Source organism: Geothrix mesophila (assembly GCF_022808835.1).
In the GTDB taxonomy this organism is placed as follows: domain Bacteria; phylum Acidobacteriota; class Holophagae; order Holophagales; family Holophagaceae; genus Geothrix; species Geothrix paludis.
The window spans coordinates 363,853-385,005 of record NZ_JAKZLD010000002.1; the positions used below are offsets into that span (position 1 = coordinate 363,853).

General features: G+C 71.6%; 16 protein-coding genes. 7 read left to right on the forward strand and 9 right to left on the reverse strand.

What is annotated here, in order from left to right; genetic code table 11:
• Nucleotides 1-6: 6 nt before the first annotated feature.
• Both MLG87_RS09085 and MLG87_RS09090 read right to left on the reverse strand, forming a co-directional pair.
• The gene (locus MLG87_RS09085) at nt 7-1,479 is read right to left on the reverse strand and encodes an aminotransferase-like domain-containing protein (RefSeq protein WP_243294867.1); all 1,473 of its coding nucleotides are present in this window, start codon (nt 1,477-1,479) and stop codon (nt 7-9) included.
• Between the two features lie 50 nt (nt 1,480-1,529).
• The gene (locus tag MLG87_RS09090; RefSeq protein ID WP_243294868.1) at nt 1,530-2,669 is read right to left on the reverse strand and encodes a TIGR03118 family protein; all 1,140 of its coding nucleotides are present in this window, start codon (nt 2,667-2,669) and stop codon (nt 1,530-1,532) included.
• 212 nt (nt 2,670-2,881) lie between these two features.
• On the opposite strand from MLG87_RS09090, the gene MLG87_RS09095 reads away from it, so the two are divergent.
• Nucleotides 2,882-3,940: a hypothetical protein gene (locus MLG87_RS09095; protein WP_243294869.1), complete on the forward strand. Its 1,059-nt coding sequence runs from the start codon at nt 2,882-2,884 to the stop codon at nt 3,938-3,940.
• Here MLG87_RS09095 and MLG87_RS09100 read toward each other — a convergent pair whose 3' ends face one another.
• Entirely contained in the window at nt 3,941-4,639 is a 699-nt protein-coding gene (locus MLG87_RS09100) for a cupredoxin domain-containing protein (RefSeq protein ID WP_243294870.1), read from the reverse strand.
• A 54-nt stretch (nt 4,640-4,693) separates the two neighbouring features.
• Here MLG87_RS09100 and MLG87_RS16120 point away from each other — a divergent pair, with 54 nt between their 5' ends.
• Nucleotides 4,694-6,829 carry a serine/threonine-protein kinase gene (locus MLG87_RS16120; protein ID WP_279341190.1) on the forward strand — a complete coding sequence of 712 codons (2,136 nt, stop codon included), beginning with the start codon at nt 4,694-4,696 and terminating at the stop codon, nt 6,827-6,829.
• 7 nt (nt 6,830-6,836) lie between these two features.
• Here MLG87_RS16120 and MLG87_RS09115 read toward each other — a convergent pair whose 3' ends face one another.
• Entirely contained in the window at nt 6,837-7,664 is an 828-nt protein-coding gene (locus tag MLG87_RS09115; protein ID WP_243294871.1) for an alpha/beta fold hydrolase, read from the reverse strand.
• Between the two features lie 38 nt (nt 7,665-7,702).
• Here MLG87_RS09115 and tsaA point away from each other — a divergent pair, with 38 nt between their 5' ends.
• The 3 genes from tsaA to MLG87_RS09130 all read left to right on the forward strand — a co-directional run bounded on the left by tsaA (nt 7,703) and on the right by MLG87_RS09130 (nt 9,631).
• Nucleotides 7,703-8,227 carry a tRNA (N6-threonylcarbamoyladenosine(37)-N6)-methyltransferase TrmO gene (tsaA, locus tag MLG87_RS09120; RefSeq protein ID WP_243294872.1) on the forward strand — a complete coding sequence of 175 codons (525 nt, stop codon included), beginning with the start codon at nt 7,703-7,705 and terminating at the stop codon, nt 8,225-8,227.
• Between the two features lie 71 nt (nt 8,228-8,298).
• Nucleotides 8,299-8,862, forward strand: coding sequence for a hypothetical protein (locus tag MLG87_RS09125; protein WP_243294873.1), 564 nt, complete (start codon nt 8,299-8,301; stop codon nt 8,860-8,862).
• Between the two features lie 4 nt (nt 8,863-8,866).
• The gene (locus tag MLG87_RS09130) at nt 8,867-9,631 is read left to right on the forward strand and encodes a class I SAM-dependent methyltransferase (protein WP_243294874.1); all 765 of its coding nucleotides are present in this window, start codon (nt 8,867-8,869) and stop codon (nt 9,629-9,631) included.
• Between the two features lie 341 nt (nt 9,632-9,972).
• Here MLG87_RS09130 and trhA read toward each other — a convergent pair whose 3' ends face one another.
• Nucleotides 9,973-10,737, reverse strand: a complete 765-nt coding sequence (gene trhA / locus MLG87_RS09135; RefSeq protein WP_243294875.1) for a PAQR family membrane homeostasis protein TrhA — start codon at nt 10,735-10,737, stop codon at nt 9,973-9,975.
• A gap of 45 nt (nt 10,738-10,782) precedes the next feature.
• On the opposite strand from trhA, the gene ggt reads away from it, so the two are divergent.
• Complete coding sequence (gene ggt, locus MLG87_RS09140; protein WP_243294876.1) at nt 10,783-12,459, forward strand: gamma-glutamyltransferase; 1,677 nt, start codon at nt 10,783-10,785, stop codon at nt 12,457-12,459.
• A 24-nt stretch (nt 12,460-12,483) separates the two neighbouring features.
• Here ggt and MLG87_RS09145 read toward each other — a convergent pair whose 3' ends face one another.
• Nucleotides 12,484-13,488 carry a response regulator transcription factor gene (locus MLG87_RS09145; RefSeq protein WP_243294877.1) on the reverse strand — a complete coding sequence of 335 codons (1,005 nt, stop codon included), beginning with the start codon at nt 13,486-13,488 and terminating at the stop codon, nt 12,484-12,486.
• A 480-nt stretch (nt 13,489-13,968) separates the two neighbouring features.
• Between MLG87_RS09145 and MLG87_RS09150 the strand changes: the two genes are divergently transcribed.
• A complete protein-coding gene (locus MLG87_RS09150; protein ID WP_243294878.1) occupies nt 13,969-14,613 on the forward strand; it encodes a hypothetical protein in 645 nt (214 codons plus the stop codon).
• Between the two features lie 118 nt (nt 14,614-14,731).
• On the opposite strand, the gene MLG87_RS09155 is transcribed toward MLG87_RS09150, so the two are convergent.
• From MLG87_RS09155 to MLG87_RS09170, 3 genes are read right to left on the reverse strand one after another with little or no spacing between them, the layout of a single operon-like run.
• Nucleotides 14,732-17,095 carry a S9 family peptidase gene (locus MLG87_RS09155; protein WP_243294879.1) on the reverse strand — a complete coding sequence of 788 codons (2,364 nt, stop codon included), beginning with the start codon at nt 17,093-17,095 and terminating at the stop codon, nt 14,732-14,734.
• 50 nt (nt 17,096-17,145) lie between these two features.
• Nucleotides 17,146-19,938: an AAA family ATPase gene (locus MLG87_RS16125; RefSeq protein ID WP_279341191.1), complete on the reverse strand. Its 2,793-nt coding sequence runs from the start codon at nt 19,936-19,938 to the stop codon at nt 17,146-17,148.
• Nucleotides 19,935-21,056, reverse strand: a complete 1,122-nt coding sequence (locus MLG87_RS09170) for an exonuclease SbcCD subunit D (protein WP_243294880.1) — start codon at nt 21,054-21,056, stop codon at nt 19,935-19,937. Before MLG87_RS09170 ends, MLG87_RS16125 begins: the two co-directional genes overlap by 4 nt.
• Between the last annotated feature and the right edge of the window lie 97 nt (nt 21,057-21,153).

The following is a 21,153-nucleotide window of genomic DNA, read 5'->3' on the forward strand; positions in this document are numbered from 1 at the left end:
TACCCGTCAGCGGCTCCCGAGCTCCTGCAGGGCCAGGGCCATGCGGCGGCAGGCCTCGTTCTGCTCGTCCAGGTCGTGGGCGGCGAAGCCCAGGCTCAGGTAGGGCACGGGCTGGTGGTGGAGGTCGTACAGGCTCCCCGGGTAGACCACCACGCCGTGGGCGAGGCAGCGCTCGGTCCAGGCCTCGAGGGGCACGCCCTCGGCCACGCGGACCCACAGCGAGAGCCCCTCCCGCGGGTTCTTCACGGAGATGGCGGGGTGGAGGTGGAGCAGCAGGCGGTCCACCATGGTCTCCCGCCGCTCGTCCGTGAGCTTCCGCACGCGCCGCAGGTGCCGCACGATCTCACCGTCCCGCAGCGTCTCCTCGATGGTGGCCTCCTGCACGAGGTTGCCGGGCCAGTCCACGAGCTGGCGCTGCTGGGCCAGAGTCTTGATGAGGCTCGCCTCGCCCGCCAGGAAGCCCACCTGCATGCCCGGCGCGAGAATCTGCTCGAAGCTGCTGAAGTAGAGCACGCGGCCCTTGGGGTCCTCGCTGGCCAGCGGGAGGCGCGGGTTGCGCTCCCGGTGGAAGCCAAGGGCCGGGTCGCCTTCCAGGATGCGGAAGCCGTGGGCTTCCGAGAGCTGGAGCAGCCGCTGGCGCCGGACGGGATCCAGGCTCACCTGGGTGGGCTGCTGGGGGGCCGTGGTGAGGTAGAGGAGGCGGATGGGCTCCCGGCGCAGGAGGAGCTCGAGGGCCTCCACGTCCAGGCCGTGGGCGTCCACGGGGACGGCGAAGAGCCGGGCGCCGGCGGCCCGGAAGGCCTCGGCCACGCGGAACTGCCCGGGGTTCTCCACGGCCACCGCGTCCCCGGGCCCGAAGAGCACCCGCGACACCAGGTTGAGGGTGCTCATCAGGCCGCGGGTGAGCAGGAGGTTGCCCGCCTCCACCGAGAGGCCGCGCAGGTCACGCAGCATCTTGCAGAGCGAGTTCCGCAGGTCCAGCAGGCCGCGCGGATCCCAGCCCGGCTGGAGCAGGCGCTCCGGATGCAGCCGCAGCACGCGGCCGTAGGCCCGGTGGATGGCCTCCGTGGGCGTGAGCCGCAGGTCCGTGGTGTCCGGCAGGAGCTGGAAGGACTCGGGCGCGGGCATGCCGGGCTGGAAGAAGGGGCCCTCCCGGGGCGTGGTCCGCTTCCAGGAGGCCGAGTCCTGGGCGGCGATGCCCGCGGGGGCGTCGAGGACCACGGGCTGGTTCCGGGCGATGAAGGTGCCGCGATCGGGAGAGGCCTCGATCCAGCCCTCGGCTTCGAGCTCGCGGTAGGCGGCCAGCGTGGTGTTCCGGTTCACGCCGAGGAGATCGGCCATGGCCCGGGTCCCCGGGAGGGCATCCCCGGGCTTGAAGCGCCCGTGGCGGATGCCCTCCTCGATGGCCTTCACCAGCTGGAGGTACAGAGGCTCGGCATTGGACCGATCCAGCGCGATGGCGAGATCCCAGTTGCCCATCCGGCTCCCTGTCACGACCAGCATCCGGTTCGGAGATACCCCCGTCAAGGTCAGTAGCCGTAAGGGCCGCCGCCCGTGCCGCCGCCCGTTCCGGTGGCGCCGTAGCTGATGGTGGCGAAGAGGCCGTGGGTCTGGCCCTGCGGGCCCGCGGCGATGTAGAGCTGGGTGGACTTCCCGGCCGAGGTGTCGTTGCCGAAGGCCAGGCCCCAGAGGCCGCTGATGGTGAGGGGCGTGCCCGTCGGCCCCATGAGCTGCCCCATCAGGGCCCCGGTGGTGGCGTTGTAGGCGGTGATGCGCCCGTCGCCGAAGTTGCCCACCAGCAGCGCGCCGCCGAAGGGGCCAAAGCTCGCGGGCGCCAGGGCCAGACCCCAGGGTGCGTTGAGCGAGCCGCCCGTGGCGAAGCGCTGGACGAAGGTGCCGTCAAGGTTGAAGACGCTCACGATGCCAAGCCCCGCACCGGTGGTCTCCCGCGGGTTCCCGGCGGTGTACTGGGCGTAGGTCACGTAGAGCTTTCCGCCCAGCACCTGCACGTTGTAGGGCGAGTAGCCCGCGGGCAGCGTGGGATCCACGAGGGCGCCCGCCGCCAGGGTCACGGGGGCATAGGCGGCGTCGAACACGTCGATGGTTCCGCCGGCCAGGTTGGCGGCGTACAGGTAGGTCGCGCTGGCCGAGGTGCCCTGGGCCAGCCCGGTGTAGATGGCGCCCGAGGCGGAGTGGTCCACCCGGCGGGTGACGGTGGTGCCCGCGCTCCATCCGGAGATGCATCCGTCCAGGGAGGCCATGATGAAGATGTCCCCCTGGAATCCGGTGCTGGCGTTGAACACCATGCCGGTGGGGCCGCCCACGACGCGGCCCGCCGCGAGCGGATCGGATACCACGAGGGGGGTCGCCAGGGGCTGGCCGAGCCCGTCATACACCGTGGCGGTGGCTGTGCCCTGGTTGGCCACCCAGAACCGCGTGGTGGGGCCGTAGGCCAGGCCCCAGGGGTTCACCAGGTGGGTGTCGGTGGTGGCGCCGGCCGTGGCCTGGTCCGACACGAGGCTGGTGACCTGGTAGGTGGGCGGAGGCGGGGGCGGGGCGCTGGTGCCGCCGCCACCTCCCCCGCCGCAGGCCGCCAGGCCAAGCAGGACCGCGCCGAGGAGGCCTGTCGAGAGGGAACGCCACGTGGGATTGGCCGGGTGCGTGTGCATGGGTGCCTCCAGTTCGGGGGCGGGCCCCTGCGTCGGGGCCCGGGGTCGAATGGGTCCAGCGTGGGGCGTGGGTGGGTTTCCTCCAGATCCGGTCCGGAGATGGGAGACCCTCCGGTTCCTCGAGGACGACATCGCGGAGAAGGCTTCAGGGAAGAGATGCCCGAGATGGCGGCGGTGGGCTACCATCGCGGGAAACTCCCCCTCGGAGGCCGATGACGCTTCTCCGCTGGACCCTCCCCCTGGTGGCCGTCGCCCTGGCTGGCCAGGAGACCGCGCCCTTCGCCCCGGAGGCTGCCAACCCCTGGGTACCCGCCTGGGAGCTGATCCTTCGTGGGGACCGCCTCTCGGCCCCGGGGGCTCCGGAGGAGGCCTTCCGCCGCGTGGACGCGCAGCTGCGCCTTCGTTGGGCCTGGGAGTCCGGGCCGCTGCGGGTCGAGGCTGGCACGCGCTCCGCCGTGGGCTCCGATGGCAACCGATTCAACGCGGCCCGCTGGGATCAGCAGCCTTCCAATGGAACCCAGGCGGACGTGGCGCGGGGGATCGCCTCGTGGGTCTCCGAGCGGGCCTTCGGTTCCCTGAGCCTGGGGCTCCAGGGCAGCGGCCTCCTGGCCCCCCAGGCGCTGTGGGATCCGGACCTCCGCTTCCTGGGTGTCGGTGGGCGATTCGGGCTGCGCGGCGCCGGGGGCACGCTCGAGGAGGCGGGCCTCCGCGTGGCGGCGGGCCGGGTCCGCGACCTCCTGGGCGGACGGGTGGACCTCGCCGCCGGCCAGCTGGTCCTCCGGGTCGATACCGGGCCCTGGTCCTGGACGGCCCATGCCGGGCGCTGGGACCTGGCCTGGGATCCTGGCGACGAGCGGCTCCGCCGGTTGCCCGGCCATGATCCCGCGGCCCGCCAGCGCCTGGTGGTGGACGCGGCGGGAGCCTCGGGCACCTGGCACGCGATCCTGCCCGTGGAAGCCGGGTGGTCCGGCATCCGGAACCGCGCGACCGGCGAGACCTCGGAGGAGGCCCAGGTGGCCCTGGGCAGCCGCGAGCGGGTCTACTGGCCCCAGCTCGCCCTCACCTGGCAGCGGCTGTCCTCCACGGGCACCCTCTATCCCGTGAACGGCGACGAGTGGTGGTACTACCGGCGGGTGCGGGGGCCCCGCGCCGACCTGTCCCTGCCGCTGCCCCACCGCTGGATCGCCTCGCTGGTGGTGCTCCGGCAGCGGACGGACGGCGCGGATGAGTCCGTCACCCGGACGATGCTGGTGGTGCAGAAGCGGTTCTGATCAGTAGGCCCGGTCGTCCGCCAGCGGCGGATAATCCTGTCCGAACTTGTTCTTGTGGGGCTCCAGGGCGGGCAGGGACAGGTCCAGGTCCCAGCTCCCATGGGCCACCTCGGCGCCGATCCGCACGGTCCAGGCCTTCTCGCCGGATTCGGGATGCCAGAGGCGAAGCCGGTAGGTGCCCGGGGGAACCCGGTCGAAGGCCACCCCGGCGCGGCCGTCCAGCACCTGGGCGAAGGGTGTCGTCACCACCCAGAGGAAGGCGTTCATCTGGTGGTGGACGTTGCAGTAGAGCTTCACGAGGCCCGGCCGGGCCACCGTCACCTTCGGCGCGTCCCCGGGCCGGTACTGGCCCGTGTCGAAGCGGTTGCCCTGGGTGACGCTGAACACGTTGTGGAGGATGTGGTCGAGGTTGGGGAAGGTCACCTCGGTGCCGGGCGTGGCCAGGGAGACCCGGGGCTGGAACTGCTTGCCCAGGGTGCGGATGGCCACGGGCCGCGAGGGCCCGGGCGGCGGCACTGGCGCGTCGATGGGCTCCAGGATGGCCACGCAGTCCTTCAGGGAGGCTCGGATCCGGCCATCCTTCTCGTGCAGCCGCACGGGGCCTTCCAGTCCGCCCGCCCGCAGGGGGACGGCCAGGGCCAAGGCCAGGGCCGGAGCCAGGGCCAGGGTCGGCAGGCCGTTCACGGGGACTCGAATCATGCTGGGCATCCGGGGTAGATTCGAGCCAGTATAGCCACCGACCAAGGAAGGCCGATGCCGCAGCCCATGAGCTGGTACCGAACGCTGGCGTGGACCTTCTTCCTCCGGCAGGCGGCGGCCATCGCCGCCCTCATCGCGCTCATCCTCTGGGTGGCCTACAGCGAGGCGGAGCGCGGCGCCCGGGCCACCGCGGCCGCGAGTCTCTCCGCCGGACGGTACGTCGTGGAGCGTGCCTTCGAGCAGCAGGGACGGTCGCTGGACGCGGGCCTGGAGGTCTTCACCGAATATTCGGGTAACCTCGCCCTCGTGGAGCAGGCGCTGGAATCGGGCGCCTCCGCGAGCCTGGCGGACACGCTGGCGGATAACCTGCCGCGCCTGGGGGCCGACCTCGCCCTGGTGGTGAAGCCCGATGGCACCCTGCTGGCCACCACCGGTCCCGGCGGGCGCACGGACTTTCCGGAGGCGGGGATCCTGCAGATGGCCCTGGCCCCCGAGGAAGCCGAGGCGGCCGGCCATCCCGGTCCCTCCTACCGGGGTTTCCTGCGCGTGGACTGGGGAAACCGCCCCGGGGTCTACCACGCGGTGGCCCGGTCGCTGAAATCTCCCGGGGGCCGCGCGCTCGGGGCCATGCTCGTGGGTGTGCGGGTGGATGACCGGATCGCCCTGGACCTGCGCCGCATGGCCGTGGCCGGGCCCCAGCGGGGCGATCCCGCGCCCCACCTGGCCCTGCTCAGCCGCTTCCAGACGCTGGGTGCCACCCTCCCGGGCTCCGGGGAACTGGACCGCCTCCTGGCCCGGGAGCCGTCGCTCCTGGCGGTGCGGGGCCGGATCCTCGATGGCCAGGGCTCCGGCGTGCTGCCCTTCCGGGTGGGCGGGCTCAACTACCTGGGGCTGGTTTCTCCCATCCGGGGCGTGAACGCCCTCGACCTGGAAATGGCTGATGTCCTGCTGATGCCCGTGGATCCCCTCCTGGCGCCGTTCCGCAACCTCCAGCGGGCCATCCTCGCCGCCGGGGCCGTGGGGCTCCTCGTGACCCTGGGCCTCAGCCTGCGCTCGGCCCGGAAGGTGACGGCCCCGCTGAAGGAGCTCGCCACGGCCACGGAGGCCCTGGCGGCAGGGGAGCATCCTGCGCCCCTGGCCCTCGTTCCCACCGAAGACGAGGTGGGCGTGCTGACCCGGACCTTCAAGTCGATGGTGGCGGAGCTGAAGGCAAAGGATGAACTCCTGGCCCTGCTCGCCGCGACCCGGCGGCCCTCCGCGTCTTCCCCGCCGGTCCGCGACGACGAGGCCACTCTGCGCCTGGCGCCGCCTGCGGCCATGCCGGCGGGCGAGCCGCTGCCCGACCCGCTCCGGATCGGGGCGACCTTCGCCGGCCGCTACCGGGTGGAACGGCTGCTGGGCCGGGGCGGGATGGGCGTGGTCCTCCAGGTGCGCGACCTGCAGCTCGACGAGGAGGTGGCCCTGAAGGTGGTCCGGCCGGCCCTGGCCTCGGTCCCGGCCTTCCTCGATCGGCTCAAGCAGGAGATCCGCCTGGCCCGGCGGATCACCCACCGCTACGTGCTCCGCATCCACGACTTCGGCGAGAGCGAGGGCATCCCCTTCGTGACGATGGAATACCTGCGCGGCACCACCCTGCGGGAGCTGCTGGAAGGGCGCGGCCGGCTGCCCTTGCCGCTGGCGCTGCGGATCACCCGCCAGGTCGCCGAGGGCCTGGAGGCGGCCCACCTCGTGGGCGTGGTCCACCGGGACATCAAGCCGGCGAACGTGCTGTTCGACACCCGGGGCGACGCCAAGATCATGGACTTCGGCCTCGCTGCGCCGGCCACCACCCCGGCGCCCGGGGACTCCGGGAACCTCATCGGATCGCCGCGATACATGTCCCCCGAGCAGATCCGCGGCGGGGCCGTGGACGCCCGGACGGACCTCTACGCCCTGGGGGTCATGCTCTTCGAGCTGTGCGCCGGCAACGCGCCCTTCGACACCCCCCGCATCGAGGATCTGCTGGCCCTGCACCTGGATGCGCCACCACCGTCCCTGGGCGAGGCCGTGCCGGACCTCCCCCCGGACCTGGGCCTCCTGGTGGCCCGGCTCATGGCGAAGCGCCCGGAGGACCGGCCCCAGTCCGCCGCCGAGGTGGTGGAGATCCTGAAGGCGCTGGCCGCCAGCGGCGGCGCCACCTCCCGCTTGTGAACCGCCCTCAGCGCCGGGGCAGCCCGCCGATGAAGTCCGCCAGCGCCGCGAGCACCTGCGCCTCCTGATCCTGGTGGGGGGCGTGCCCGCACCGGGGCAGCTTGAGCAGCCGTGTCCCCGCCACCTGCTCGGCGATGACATCGATCTGCCGCAGGGTGGCGTAGGCGTCGTCCTCGCCCTGGATGGCCAGGACTGGACAGCGGATGTCGCGCAGGCAGGCCTCGATGTTCCAGTCGCGGAAGGCCGGCGACAGCCAGGTGTCGTTCCACTCGTGGAACACCCGGGCCGCGTCTGCGTGGTGGCGGGCCAGCTTCCGGGGCCAGTGCGTGGCGGTCCAGGCCTTCCGGGCCGCCCTCAGGCCCACCAGGGTCTCCTCCTCGACAAATTCGTGGGGGGCCAGGACGGCCACGCCCAGAGGCGCCTCCGGGAAGGCGCTGGCGAAGAGCAGCGCGATGCTGCCGCCATCGCTGTGGCCGATGAGCACCGGGTGCTCGATGCCCAGGGCCGCGAGGAAGGCGGGCAGGGCCTCCTCCGCCTCGCGGTGCAGGTAGCGGGGCGTGCGCGGCTCGGGGTAGGGATCGGAGCCCCCGTAGCCCGCTCGGGATCCCGCCACCACCCGGCATCCCGTGGCCTCCGCCAGCTTCCGCGGGAAGTCCTGCCACAGGGCCACGCAGCCGAGGCCTTCGTGCAGCAGCACGAGGGTGGGCCGTCCTTCGGCGGTGGCGGGGAAGTCGCGGATTTCGAGGCGCAGACCGGCAACGGTGAGGTGCGTCAGCGGCTCCGTCCTGGGTTCTGTCAGGGGCTCAGGTCGGCGCGCGGGGTTCAGGGCGTCCATGGCCCCCAGGATAGCCGCCGGGAGGCTACTCTTCCGGCATGGCCTCCTTCACCTTCCACCCCATCGGAATCCTGCGCTCGCCCTACGTGACGCGCATCGATGCGCCCCACCAGCCCACGGTGGTCGAGGGCACGGAGACGGGCGCGCCGGCCGAGGCCACGCTGGAGCTGGACCTCTCGCTGCCGGAGACGGTGCTGCGCGACCTGGAGGGCTTCGAGCGCGTGTGGCTCCTCTTCGCCTTCCACCTGAGCGAAGGCTGGGCGCCCCTGGTGCAACCGCCGCGGGGGCCCCGGGCCAAGCGCGGCGTGCTGGCCACGCGCTCGCCCCACCGGCCCAACCCCATCGGCCTCTCCTGCGTGGAGCTGGTGGCCGTGGAGGGCCGCACCCTGCGCCTGCGGGGCGTGGACCTGCTGGACGGCACCCCGGTGCTGGACCTGAAACCCTACGTGCCCTATGCGGATGCCTTCCCCGGCGCTCGGGCCGGGTGGATCGACGCCGTGGACGCGGACACGGGGCACCGCTCCGCGCCCGGGCCCCGGAAGCCGCGGCGGCCGAAGGCTTGAAGCGGGCTTGACGCGCCCGGGAACCCAGGGCCACCCTACGGACACCCCAACCCCTCACAGGAGTCCACCCCATGGTCCCGCTCACCCATCTCTGGCTGCCCATCGTGCTGTCGGCCGTCGTCGTCTTCGTCGCCAGCAGCCTCATCCACATGGTGCTCAAGTGGCACAACTCGGACTACCGCGCCCTGCCCAACGAGGATGAGGTCCGCGCGGCCATCCGCAAGGGCTCCCCCGAACCCGGCCAGTACGTGATGCCCCGCTGCAACGACATGAAGGACATGGGCAAGCCCGAGGTCCAGCAGAAGTACAAGGAAGGCCCCGTGGGCTTCCTGGTGCTGGTCCCCAACGGCGTGCCCAAGATGGGCAAGGCCATGGTCCAGTGGTTCCTCTTCGCGGCGGCCGTGGCCTTCATGGCGGCCTACGTGGCGGGCCACACCCTGGGCGCGGGCACCCACTACCTCCAGGTGTTCCGCGTCGTGGGCACGGTGTCCTTCCTCACCTACGCCGGCGGCAGCGTCCAGGCGGGAATCTGGATGGGCAAGCCCTGTGGCGCCGTGCTCAAGGACCTGCTGGACGGCCTCATCTACGGTCTGCTGAGCGCCGGCGTCTTCGGCTGGCTCTGGCCGAGGATCTGACGCCGTGGAGCCCAAGCCCGACCGCTACGGCCGCATCGCCTACCGGAGCCTCATCGACTGGCCCCAGCGCCTGAAGCGCGAGGCGCCCCTCCTCCAGCGCGTGCTGGCCGGGGCGCCCTCGCCGCGGGTGCTGGACCTGGGCTGCGGCACGGGCGAGCACGTCCGCCTGCTGGCCTCGCTGGGCTTCGAGCCCACCGGCGTGGACGCCTCGCCCGCCCAGCTCGGGGCGGCCCGCGAGGCCGATCCGCAGGGCCGTTACCTCCAGGGCAGCCTGACGGACCTGGCGGGTCTGGTGGAAGCGGGGCAGGGCGGGGCCCTCTGCGTGGGCAACACCCTGCCGCACCTCACGGAGGAGGCGGACCTGGGCCGGTGCTTCGAGGGGCTGGCGTCGCGGCTCCTGCCGGGCGGGCGCTTCCTGCTCCAGATCCTGAACTACGACCGGATCCTGGACCGCGGCGAGCGCGCCCTGCCCGCGGTGGTCCTGCCCGGGGAGGACGGCGCGGAGACGGTCTTCCTGCGCCTGATGACCTCCCGGCCCGGCGGCCGACTGACCTTCACGCCCGTGCGTCTGCGCTGGTGTCCCGGCGCCCAGCCGCCCGTGGAGGTGGTGTCCGCCGAGGAGGTCCAGCTGCGCGCCTGGCGCCGGGCCGAGGTGGAGGCCCTGCTCGCCGCCGCGGGCTTCGAGGTGCGCGAGGCCCTCGGCACCATGACCGGCGAACCCTGGAGTCCGGCCTCATCGGACCTGGTGCTGGTGGCGGAGCGGCGCTGATCAAGGCGACATCAAGTTAAAAGCCTCCCTGGTGGTCGGCCTGGCTCAACCAGAAAAACATGCAACCGCGAATGACGCGAATCGCCCTGCGGGCGCGCGAATGGCGAATGACCATGCCCCCGCCTCCACGCGCGGGGTGGGCCTGACAGCATTCAAGAGCTGGCAAGCCCGCCCCGCGTGTGGCCAGCCGCGCCTTGCGCGACTGGGGGCCGGAGGCCCAGGCGGTCGATCCTAAACGCGTTTCGCGCTAATTCGCGTCATTCGCGGTTCGATCTTTCAGGCCTACTCTTCCTGGTCATCAGGAAGTTTTTATGGCCTTACTGCTGGCCTCGTGGCATGGATTAGCCTGCCGCGGGGATGACGTGGAAGAGCACCGCGAAGACGTGGCAGGCGCTTCCCGCCACCACGAACAGGTGCCAGAGGGCGTGGTGGTAGGGCAGCTTCTTCAGGCTGTAGATGGCCGCGCCCACGCTGTAGAAGACGCCCCCGCCGAAGAGCCAGTAGAGGCCGTGGGCGGACAGCGAGCGGCCCAGGGGCGCCGCGGCGATGACGATGATCCAGCCCATGAGCAGGTAGATGCCCGTGGAGATCCAGCCCATGCGCTTCACGAAGGCGGGGTCCACGGAGGTGTCCGGCAGCGCGTGCAGGTGGTCCACCGGGGCGGGGCGCAGGGCCACCTTGGCGATGCGGCCGTAAAAGACGCCCTTGAAGGTGATGCCCGCCACGGCGAGGGCCCACACCAGGCCGAAGACGGTCCAGCCCCAGCCCGGGCTGACGCGGCCCAGGGCCGAGAGGCAGAAGGGCGTGTAGGTGCCGGCGATGAGCAGGAAGATGGCCGAGTGGTCGAAGACCTTGAACACCAGCTTCACGCGGGGGCCGCGGAAGGCGTGATAGAGGGTGCTCATGAGGTAGAGCAGGATGAGGGTCGAGCCGAAGATGGCCGCGCCCACCACGTCCCGGGCCGTGCCGTGGAGGGCGGCCTCCACCACCATGAGCACGAGGCCCGCGATGGCCAGGGCCGCGCCCAGGCCGTGGGTGAGACTGTTGGCCAGCTCCTCGCGGGAGGTCTGGGGCGTCGAGCCGGGAATGACGGCGCTTCGGGACATGCCCCAAGGATGACAGACTCGAGGCATCCCCCGCTTGGAGCTCCCGTGCCCTTCCGCCCGTTTCTGGCCCTCGTTCTCGCCCTGACCCTCGGGCCGACTCTCGCCCTGCCATTGGGCGCCCAGCCTCCCCGCGGCATGGTGGTGAGTCAGGAACGCCTGGCCTCCGAGGCCGGCGCCCAGGTGCTCCGCGAGGGCGGCAGCGCCGTGGATGCGGCCGTGGCCACGGCCTTCGCCCTGGCTGTCGTCCATCCCGCCGCTGGCAACCTGGGCGGGGGCGGCTTCCTGCTGTCACGGCCTACCCGAGGTCAGGCATCCTTCATCGATTTCCGCGAGGCGGCGCCGGCCTCCGCCCACCCCCGTATGTGGCTGAAGCCGGACGGCACCTACGATGAGACGAAGCACCACGACAGCCTGGCCAGCGTGGGCGTGCCCGGCACGGTGGCGGGGCTGCACGAGGCGTGGCGGCGCGAGGGCCGCCTGCCATGGGCGAGGGTGCTGCGGCCCTCCATCCGCCTGGCGCAGGAGGGCTTCGTGCTGTCGGAGAACCAGGCCGCCAGCCTCGCGGAGCAGCTGCCCGCCTTCGCCCGTCATGCGCCGACCCTGGCCCAGTTCAGCCGGAAGGGCTCGCCCCTCCGCGCCGGGGACCGCCTGGTGCAGCGCGACCTGGCCCGCACCCTGCAAAGGCTGGCCAAGGACTGGACCGACTTCTACCGCGGCCGGACCGCGGCCCTGATCGCCCGCGACATGGCGGCGAACGGCGGCCCGATCACCGCGAAGGATCTGCGCGGCTACCGGCCTGTTCGGCGCAAACCCCTGCACGGGACCTACCGCGGCTTCGAGCTGCTGGCCGCGCCGCCCCCCAGCTCCGGCGGCCAAGTGCTGATCGAGTCCTTGAACATCCTCGAAGGTTTCGATTTGAAGGCCACCGGTTCGGGTTCGCCCGCGGCGATCCACCTGACCGCAGAAGCCCTGCGCCGCGCCTTCGCGGACCGGGCGCAGTTCCTCGGCGATCCTGCCTTCGCCGGGGACATCCCGATGGTGCGCCTGCTCTCGAAGGACTACGCCACGGAGCTGCGCGCCACCATCCGGCCCAACCGGGCGTCGGTGTCGGATCCGGCCCGGTTCGCCTGGGAGCCGGACCGCCCGCACACCACACACCTGTCCATCCTCGACCGCGCGGGGAACGCCGTGAGCCTCACCTACACGCTGGAGGAGAGCTACGGCCTCAAGCGCATCGTGCCTGGCGCAGGCTTTCTGCTGAACAACGAGCTGGGCGACTTCAACGCCGTGCCCGGCCTCACGGACGCCACAGGCCGCATCGGCACGCCGCCGAACCTGGCCCAGCCGGGCAAGCGCCCCCTGTCGAGCATGTGCCCCGTGATCCTCGTGAAGGACGGTGCCGTCGTCATGGTGAGCGGCAGCCCCGGCGGACGCACCATCCCCGCCACGGTGCTGAACACCGTGCTCAACGTGGTGGACTTCGGCCTGGATGCCCGCGCCGCCGTGGACGCCCCGCGCTTCCACCACCAGTGGCTGCCGGACCGCATCCAGGTGGAGGCCGACCTCCCCGCCGCCACCCGCGAGGCACTGAAGACCATGGGCCATACGCTCAAGGAGGTGCCGAAGCAGGGCTGCGCCCAGGTGATCCTCGTGCGGCATGGCCAGCCCGAAGGCGCCGCCGACACCAAGCGCTGGCCCGACAGCGGCGTGGCATCCGAATAGGAGCCAAGCGCCGTACTTCTCCGGTCACAGGGCTGGTGCCGGGGAAGGGGTTCTGGAGGCTACGCCCCGTTCTTCTTCCAGTGTCAGTTTCTGAACCAGCTGAACGAGTTCCACTCGATTACGGACTCCCGTCTTCTGGAAGATCCGGTAGTTGTGGTCTTTCACTGTTTTCAGGGAAATGAAGAGCGCATCTGCGATCTCCTGGTTGGTGAGGCCCTGACACACCAGCTGGATGACCTCTTCCTCTCGCTTGGAGATCCCGTAGGCCTCGACGAGGGGAACTCCCGTGAACCTGGCCGGCAGGAGGGGGGCACCGGGCGGTGTCTGGGCTTGGAGGGTCCTGTCGAAGAGGTGGATCCAGAGCACGGTCACCAGGTTGTACATCATCCCGAGGCTGACGGTGATGGTGACGTAGAGGTGCGGATGGATCGTGGCGGAGAAACGGTACCATCCGATGAACAGGGTCAGCGCCACGAAGACCAAGGAGTAGGCCGCTCCGAGAAACCGGAGGTGTCGCCAGGAAGTCCCCGTCTGGATCGGATGGGTGCCGAAGAAAAACCACAGGCTGACTAGCGCCATGCCCAGAAAGGTCAGCGAAACGAGCGTGCGGATGAGCAGCCTGATCAAGGCCTCCTGGTGCAGGGCATACAGGATCAGATTGAGCGCGACCATGCCCGCCGACAGCCACGCGGCGGCCTTCCAGGGCCGGCGCCGGGCGGTCTGGGGCTGGTTAGGCCGGGTGACGCCGAGCGTGAAGGCCAGGTAGGACACAGCCAGGTGGATGGCCAGGATCATGGAGAGACTGCTGAGTCCGAGGATGGCCAGCCGGCCGGCGGCGGGCGTGAGCCCCCCGAGCACGCTCGCCTCCATGAACCGGTAGAACATCCGCAGGAGAATCCACAGGTTGTAGAACAGCAGGGACGGGATGAGCTCCTCCGTCACGGGGGAGTAGTGACGGTGGGACCGCTGGGACAGGAAGGCCATGGAGGTGAACCCGGTGGCCAGGGCCAGCAAGAAGGTCAAGATCATGCTCGGAAACATAAGGTCAGGATAGCTCACCTGGGCGTGGCTTCCGCTTGGGCGTGATGGCCCACGGACCGACTTAAGTCCGGATTTCCGGAATCAGGACTTTCGGTGGATGGAATCGGGTGCGATCAGCTCCACCCTTCGGGAGCACCACCTTCCTTCCCATCCCAGTGGAGGCTCTCCGTGACGGCCCAAAAACTCCTACCTTCATTCCTCCTGTCGCGGGTGGGGGGCCTTGCGTTGGGGCTTTCGGCCCTTGGCCCTGCACTTGGCTTGGGGTGGGTCTCGGCCCAAGACCTGAGCCGCCCAGAGCGGACGGTGCCTCCTGCTCTCAGGGAGCAAATCCCGTCACGGGTCCAGCCAGCAGCTCCGGCGAGGCAGCCTCACGTGGATCGGCCGCATCCCACTCCAGCACGTTCCATGGAGCGGGCAACGGCACCGTCGCCTTCCGAGCGACCCGCTCCAGGAGAAGGGCGGAGGCTTGTGAAGCAGCAGGATGATCCAGGCAAACCCCAATCCCAGGTTGCGCCCGGGAAAGGGGAGGTGGATCCGGCCGCGAAAATCATCGTCGAGCCGAGGGCCCTTCCGCGCTGCCAAGTCCAACCCACGCAGGAATTGTGGCGGAAACGGGATCTCATGGCGGAAATCCAGGCCATGGCCCGGCGCGGATTCATTGCGATTCACCCGGTGGAAGGAGCCATCAACGAGCTCAGCGGCCTCTGCAAATTTCCGGCTGGGTGGACCGCGTACGGGTTCCGGGTGCCAGCCGGTGAAAAGATCCACATCAGGCTTCGCCATCCCAATGAAGGGTGGTTCCGCCTGATCATGGTCAACAAGTGGGGTGGTCTGGACCAGGGGATGCTCCAGAACCTCATTCCAACCGGCAATCCGGAAGTGACCTTCACCAATCCCACCCGGGAGACCCAGAACGTACACGTCATCGTCGACGACCCGGGCTGGATGTCCAGCAAGGCGAATCCGTTCACGCTGAAGATCACCCGCAGCTGGGATCCGGGCAAGCATCCGATGGACGGTACGCCCATCGTCACGGGGATCTGGGCTGAGAAGTCTAAGGCACCCAAGGGCAGCCCTGCCTCCGCGGAAAACCCAGAACCATCCAAGGGGTGAACCCCGGGATAGGTGGAGAAGGATGCACCCGCCGTCCGGCCTCTACCGGAAAGCCGGAAAGCCCAGAACCCTGGCTGAGGGCCGGGGTTCTGGGCTGGATGCTGCTCCGGGGTGGGCCCTACTTCAGGTGCTGGTCGAACCAGTGGAGCATCTCCCAGAGGGTGTGCTCGACGGACTCGCGGGCGATGTAGCCGTGGCTCTCCAGGGGCAGGGTGACGTAGCGGGCGGTCTGGCCGTTGCCCTTGAGGGCGGCGTAGAGGCGCTCGCTCTGGAGGGGGAAGGTGCCCTGGTTGTTGTCGGCCTCGCCGTGGATGAGCAGGATGGGCGCGTGGAACTTATTGGCGGCCATGAAGGGCGACACCTTCAGATACATCTCGGGCGCCTCCCACAGCGTGCGCCGCTCGCTCTGGAAGCCGAAGGGCGTGAGCGTGCGGTTGTAGGCGCCGCTGCGGGCGATGCCGGCCTTGAAGAGATCCGAGTGCGCCAGCAGGTTGGCGGTCATGAAGGCGCCGTAGCTGTGGCCACCCACGCCCACCCGCTTCGGATCGATGACGCCCAACTCGTCGGCCTTGTCGATGGCGGCCTTGGCGCTGGCCACCACCTGCTCCAGGTAGGTGTCGTTCACGGTCTTGGGATCGCCCACCACGGGCATGGTGGCGTTGTCCAGCACCACGTAGCCGGCCAGCAGGAAGAACAGGTGGGACATGCCGCCGATGGTGGTGAACCGGTTCGTGGAGCCGCTCACCTGGCCGGCGGTGCCCGCGTCCGTGAACTCCAGCGGGTAGGCCCAGACCACGGCGGGGCGCCGCTCGCCCTCCTTGTAGTCCGGGGGCAGGTACAGCGTGAAGCTGAGGGCCACGCCATCGGGCCGCGTGTACGTCACGAGCTTCTTCTGGATCTTCCGCAGCTCGGGCAGGGGGTCGGTGAAGGCGGTGAGCGCCGTCTTGCGGGCGTCCGGCGCCGAGGCATGCAGGACGTAGTTCGGCGCCTCCGTGGGGCTTTCGCGCCGGGTGATGAAGGTGCCGTCCCGCAGCAGCGCCACGGGAGCCTCGTAGACCCCTTCGCTGCAGCGGAAGAGGCGCTCGGTCTGGAGGGTGGCGGGATCGAAGCGGGCCAGGAAGGGGCGGTCGCCGGAGGGCGTGGCGCCGGATCCCGTGAGGAAGAGCTTTCCGGCCTCCTCGCGCAGGGCCGTGTGGCCGTTGGGCAGCAGGCGGGTGAGGAAGGTGCCCGGGGCCTTGTAGCGGTTGTTGGCGCTGAGGTCGAAGGCCAGGCGGGCCTCCGAGGGCTTCGCGGGATCCACCAGCCAGGTGCGGGTCCAGCGGCGGTCGCGCTCGAATTCGCGCACCACGGCCAGGCCGCCGCCTTCGCTCCAGTCGAGGGCCGCCATGCGGGCCTTGAGGCGGATCAGCTCCGCAGGCGCGATCTGGAAGGGCGCGGCCTGCGTCAACACGTGGTCGCGGAACTCGGCCTTCTGCCGGGGATCGCCGCCGTCCAGGGCCTCCACCCAAGCCAGGGTCGCCGGCTCCGTGGGCCGCCAGTGCAGGCGGCGCGGGCCCGTGCGCACGCCCTCGATGGGAATTCCTTCGGCCAGGGGCAGGTCCGCCGCCGTGTGGACGAGCTTGCCGGCGCGATCCCAGACCTCCTCGCGGACGGGGAACTGGAAGGCCGGCACCAGATAGGAGAAGGGGCGCTGGAGGCGCGCCACCAGAAGCAGCTTCCCGTCGGGCGAGGGCTGGAGATCGGCATAGAGCCCCGGCTGGCCGATGGGCTTCAGCGCCCTGGTGGCGGGCTCCACGCGCACCACCTGGGCCTGGCCCAGGAACTCGAACAGGCACTCGTCGAAGGCGTCCTTGAGCAGGTCCTGGTAGGTGGGCGCGGGGGCGGCCTTGCCTTCGGTCTCCTGGATGCGGGGGCCGATGGGCACCTCCGGCGCCTTGGGTTCCGGCCCCTGGTCCGCGGGCACGGCCTTGGCGATGAGGCTGCCATCCGGCAGCCAGTCGAAGGGATCCCCCAGCACGGCGTTGAGCTTCAGGCCCGGCACGCGGCGGAGCTTCCCGGTGGCGGCCTCTCCGATCCACAGCTCCGTGGCCTCGGTGGCGGTCCCCGCCAGCGCGAAGCGCGCGCCGTCCGGCGACCAGCGGGGCTGGCCCAGTGCCACGTTCGCCGGCAGCGCGAAGGGCCGGGCGGGGCCGCCCTTCACGTCTTGGAGGGCCAGGGCCTTCAGCCGCGGCGGGTTGTGGGGGCCGCGGGTGCGGGGGTTCAGCCGCAGGCCCGCCAGCCGGGCCATGGGCTGGGCCAGGGCCCTGATCGGCGGATGGCGCTCGAACTCCGCCAGCAGGAAGCGGTCGCCCGCGGGACTGGCCAGCAGGGAGGGCGTGCCCGGCGCGTCGAGCACCCGCTCGATGGCCTTGGGCACCTTCTGGTAGGGCGCGGGCTGGGCGGCGAGCGCCAGGCACAGGAAGGGTGCGAGGGGGCGCAGCATGGGGACTCCGTGGTTTTTCAGGAGTATACCACTTTATGTGAGGTAATCCCTCAGTCGACCCGGAACCGGGCGTGGCTGCCGCCGGGTCCGGGCGTCACCTCCAGGCGGGCGGAGATGCGCGCCTTCACGTCGTCCAGGTGGCTGATGAGGCCCACCAGGCGGCCGCCCTGGTTCAGCTCCTCCAGGGTGCGGAGGGCCAGGTCCAGGGCCTCGGCATCGAGGCTGCCGAAGCCCTCGTCGATGAAGACCGTGTCCAGCCGGATACCGCCGGCGTGGCGCTGCACCACGTCCGAGAGGCCCAGGGCCAGCGCCAGGCTGGCCTGGAAGCCCTCGCCGCCCGAGAGGGTGCTCACGGCCCGGGCGCGGCCCGTGTGGGCGTCCGTGATCTCCAGCTCCAGGCCGCCGGCCCGGCGCAGGTCGCCGCCGGCGGTGGCCCGCCGCAGGGCGTAGCGTTGCTTGCTCATGCGGCGCAGGCGCTCCGAGGCCGAGACCAGCACCTCGTCCAGGAGGGCGCCCTGGACGTAGCGCTCGAAGGAGACCCGGGCACCGTCCTCGCCCCGGGCCACCCGAGCCAGGCTGGCGGCGGCGCGGTGGCGGCGCTCCTCCGTGCCTTGCCGGGCCTCCAGCTCCGCCAGGGACGCCTCCAGGCGCTGGAGGGCGGCCCGCTCGGACTGGGCGTGGCCCAGGGCCTCGCCGGCCCGGGCGAACCGTGCCTGGGCGCCATCCCGCGCCGCCTGGAGGGCAGGCAGATCCGGGACGGGTGTTTCCCCCGATGGAGGCTCGCCGCCAGCCGCTTCCAGGGCCGCAGCGAACTCAGCCTCGACCCTCCGTCCCTCGGCCCGGCTGGCCTCCAGGCGGGCCCGGTGGGACCTGAGCGCGGCCTCGGCTTCGACGGCGGCGGCCTGGTCCGCGTTCCGGGCCTCGTGGGTCGCCCTCAGCCCGGCCTCGGACCGGGCCAACTCCTTGTCCACCTCCTGCAGCTGGGCGGCGAGCGCTCCGGGGGCGCGCAGCTCCTCGGGCAGGGCCGCCTCGTGGACCTTTATCCGGGCCTGGGCCCCGGCCTCCAGGAGTGCCACCTCCGACTGCCGGCGGACGGTGGCGGCGAGCTGGGCCTCCGCCTGCTGCTGGACCCCTTCCGCCTCGGCCAGGGCCTTCTCGGTCCCGGGCAGGCTGGCCTCGGCCTGGCGGCTGCGTTCCAGGGCTTTCCGGCAGCGCGCCTCCTCGGCTGCCAGCGTTCCGGGATCGAGCCCGGCGGCTTCGCCCAGGTGCTCGAGGAGATCCTGCCGGCGGCGATGGGCGGTCTCCAGGGCCGAAGCGCTGTCGGCGGCGGCCTTCTGGGCCCGGGCCTGCGCCGCCTCGGCCCGGTCCTGGCCGGCCTGGGCCGCCTGGAGCTCCGGCTCGCCCGGCAGATCCGCCGAGGCCCCGGCGGGACGGGGATGGGCCTCGCTGCCGCAGACGGGGCAGGGTTCTCCGGGCTTCAGGGTCTGGGCGAGGTGGGCGGCCTGCGCCGCCAGGCGCCGCGCCAGAAGGTCCCGGAGGTGGTCCCGGGCTTCCTGGACCGCCTGCCCGGCGGCCTCCAGGTTGGCCCGGGCAGCGTCATGGGCCATGGTGGCCTGTTGGACCTCCTGTTCCGTTCGGGCGAGCTGCTCCCGCTGGGTCCGCTTCTGGCGCGCCAGAAGGAGCAGGCCTTCCCGGCCCTGCGCCTGAGCGGCCTCGGTCCGCAGGTCGTGGAGAAGGGTCTTCTGACGCGCGGCCTCCTGCCCGGCGGCGTCGCGGCGCTGGACGTCCGCATCGGCCGAGACCTGGAGGCGCCGGGCCTCCCGGGCCGCCTCCTCGGCTTCCTTCCGGGCCCGCTCGAGGTCGGCCAGCTTGGGCTCCAGCTCCCTGAGGCGGGCGATGGTGCGGCGCAGTTCCTCGCGGCGAGGTTCCTGAGCCTCCTCGTGGGCCAGCGCGGCTACGGCCTTCGCCAGGGCCTGGGCGCGGGCTTCACTGGCTTCCGCCAGGCGGGTCTCCTCCCGTTCCAGTTGCCGGATCCGGGCGAGGGCCTCCTCCAGACGTTTCCCCTCGCGCAGGGCCGCTTCGGCCCGGTCGAAGGATTGGCGGGCTTCGACCTGCTCCCGGATCCGCGATTCCACCAGCCGGGCCGTGGCCTCGAGGCGCTCCGGCAGCTCCCGGGCGGCGGCCACCCCGGCCTGGGCGAGGAGCTGGCGTTCCTCGGCCTGGGCCGCGAGCAGGGCCTCCCGCAGGGCCTTCTCCCGTTCGGTCAGGGCCTCGGCGAGGGCTGCGTAGCGGCCCGTCTGGAAGAGGGTCTGGAGGATGGCCTGGCGGTCGGCGGAGCCCGCCAGCATGAACTCCTGGAAGCGGCCCTGGGGCAGCAGGACCACCTGCCGGAACTGGCTGGCCCTGAAGCCCAGCAGGTCCGCCACCGCCACGTCCACCACCGTGGGCTTCTCCGTGGCCAGAGGCACCTCGGCGCCGTCCACCAGCTCCCACAGATGGGCGGCATAGAGCTGCTTCTTCGTGCCGCCGCCGCGCACCTTGGGCACCTGCTGTTCCGGCGCGCGCTCCACCCGGTAGGTCTTCCCGCCCAGGGCGAAGTCGAAGGTCACGCGGGTGGGCGTGTCCGCGGCGGCGAAGTGGCTGCGCAGGTCGCGGGTCTCCCGCTGGCCACCGCTGGTCTGGCCGTAGAGGGCGTAGCTGATGCCGTCCAGGATGCTGGTCTTGCCGGCGCCCGTGGGGCCGTGGATGAGGAAGAAGGACTGGTCCCCCAGGTCCGCGAAGTCCAGCTCCTGCCGTCCCGCGTAGGGCCCGAAGGCGTCCAGGCTGAGCCGCAGGGGCTTCATTCGGCCTCCCCGGCGAGCAGCCTTCCGGCCACGTCCTGGAAGAGGGCCCGCTCTTCGCTGTCCAAGGGGCGGCCCGTGGTGTCCTGGAAGAAGGCCTCGAAGAGGGCGGCGGGATCCAGGTCGCGGTCCGCGGCCCGCGTGGCCTCCTGGGGCGCTGCCGCCGACGGGGCGGGCTGGATGCCGAGGATGTTCGGGTAGACCTGGCGCAGGCTGGCCATGGCGTCCAGCACCGGGCCCTCGTCCAGCAGGTCCAGGAACAGGTAGTCGTCGGGGTTCCCCTGGGGGCCGCGCATGAGGTCGTCGAAGCGCCCGCGCAGGCGCCGCAGATCGCGGCGGGGCGTGAGGGGCAGGGACTCCGTGTGGGCGGGGCCGCGCTCCGGCAACTCCACCAGGGTCAGGGCCTTGGTGTGGGTGGCCTCGGAGGCGCTGTACTTGAGCAGGCTGCCCGCATAGCGCACATGGGGGAAGCCGGCCGCCTGCGGGCGGTGGAGGTGGCCCAGGGCTGCGTAGTCGCAATCCCGGAAGAGGGTCGCGTCCACCTCGCCGGTGCCGCCCACGGCCAGGCCGAGCTCGGAGTCCGAGCCCTCGCCTCCGGTCACGAAGGCGTGGGCCACGGCGACGAAGCGGCGGCCCTCGGACTGGGCGGCGCGGGCCCTGGCCAGCTGGGCTGCCAGGGCGTCCTGGTGCGTGCGGATGCCCTCGTCCTGGAAGGCGTGGCGGGCCATGACGGGATCCGCGTAGGGCAGGAGGTGGAAAGCGGCGTTGCCGATGAGGACGGGTTCCGTCAGCCCCAGGGCCCCGGCCACGTGGAGGCCCTGGGCTCGAAGGAAGCCGGAGGCGAAGCCCAGGCGCTCGGGGCTGTCGTGGTTGCCCGCGATGAGGAGCACGGGCACGCCCAGGCCCCGCACGAGGCGATGGAGGGCATCATCCAGCAGGGCCACGGCCTCCTTGGGCGGCACGGCGCGGTCGTAGAGATCCCCGGCCACCACCAGGGCCTCGGCGCGGGTCTCCTTGGCGATGGCCGCCACCTGGTCCAGGGCGTGGGCCTGGTCCTCCAGGAGGTTCGCATTGCAGAGGGTCTTGCCGAGGTGCCAGTCGGAGGTGTGGAGGAAGCGCATGGGGGTCCGGAGGAAGGCGTGGTTCCGAGTATCGCATCCCACCACGACGAAGCCCCCTTGCGGGGGCCTCGTCGTGATGAGTTGAAGGAAGGAACGC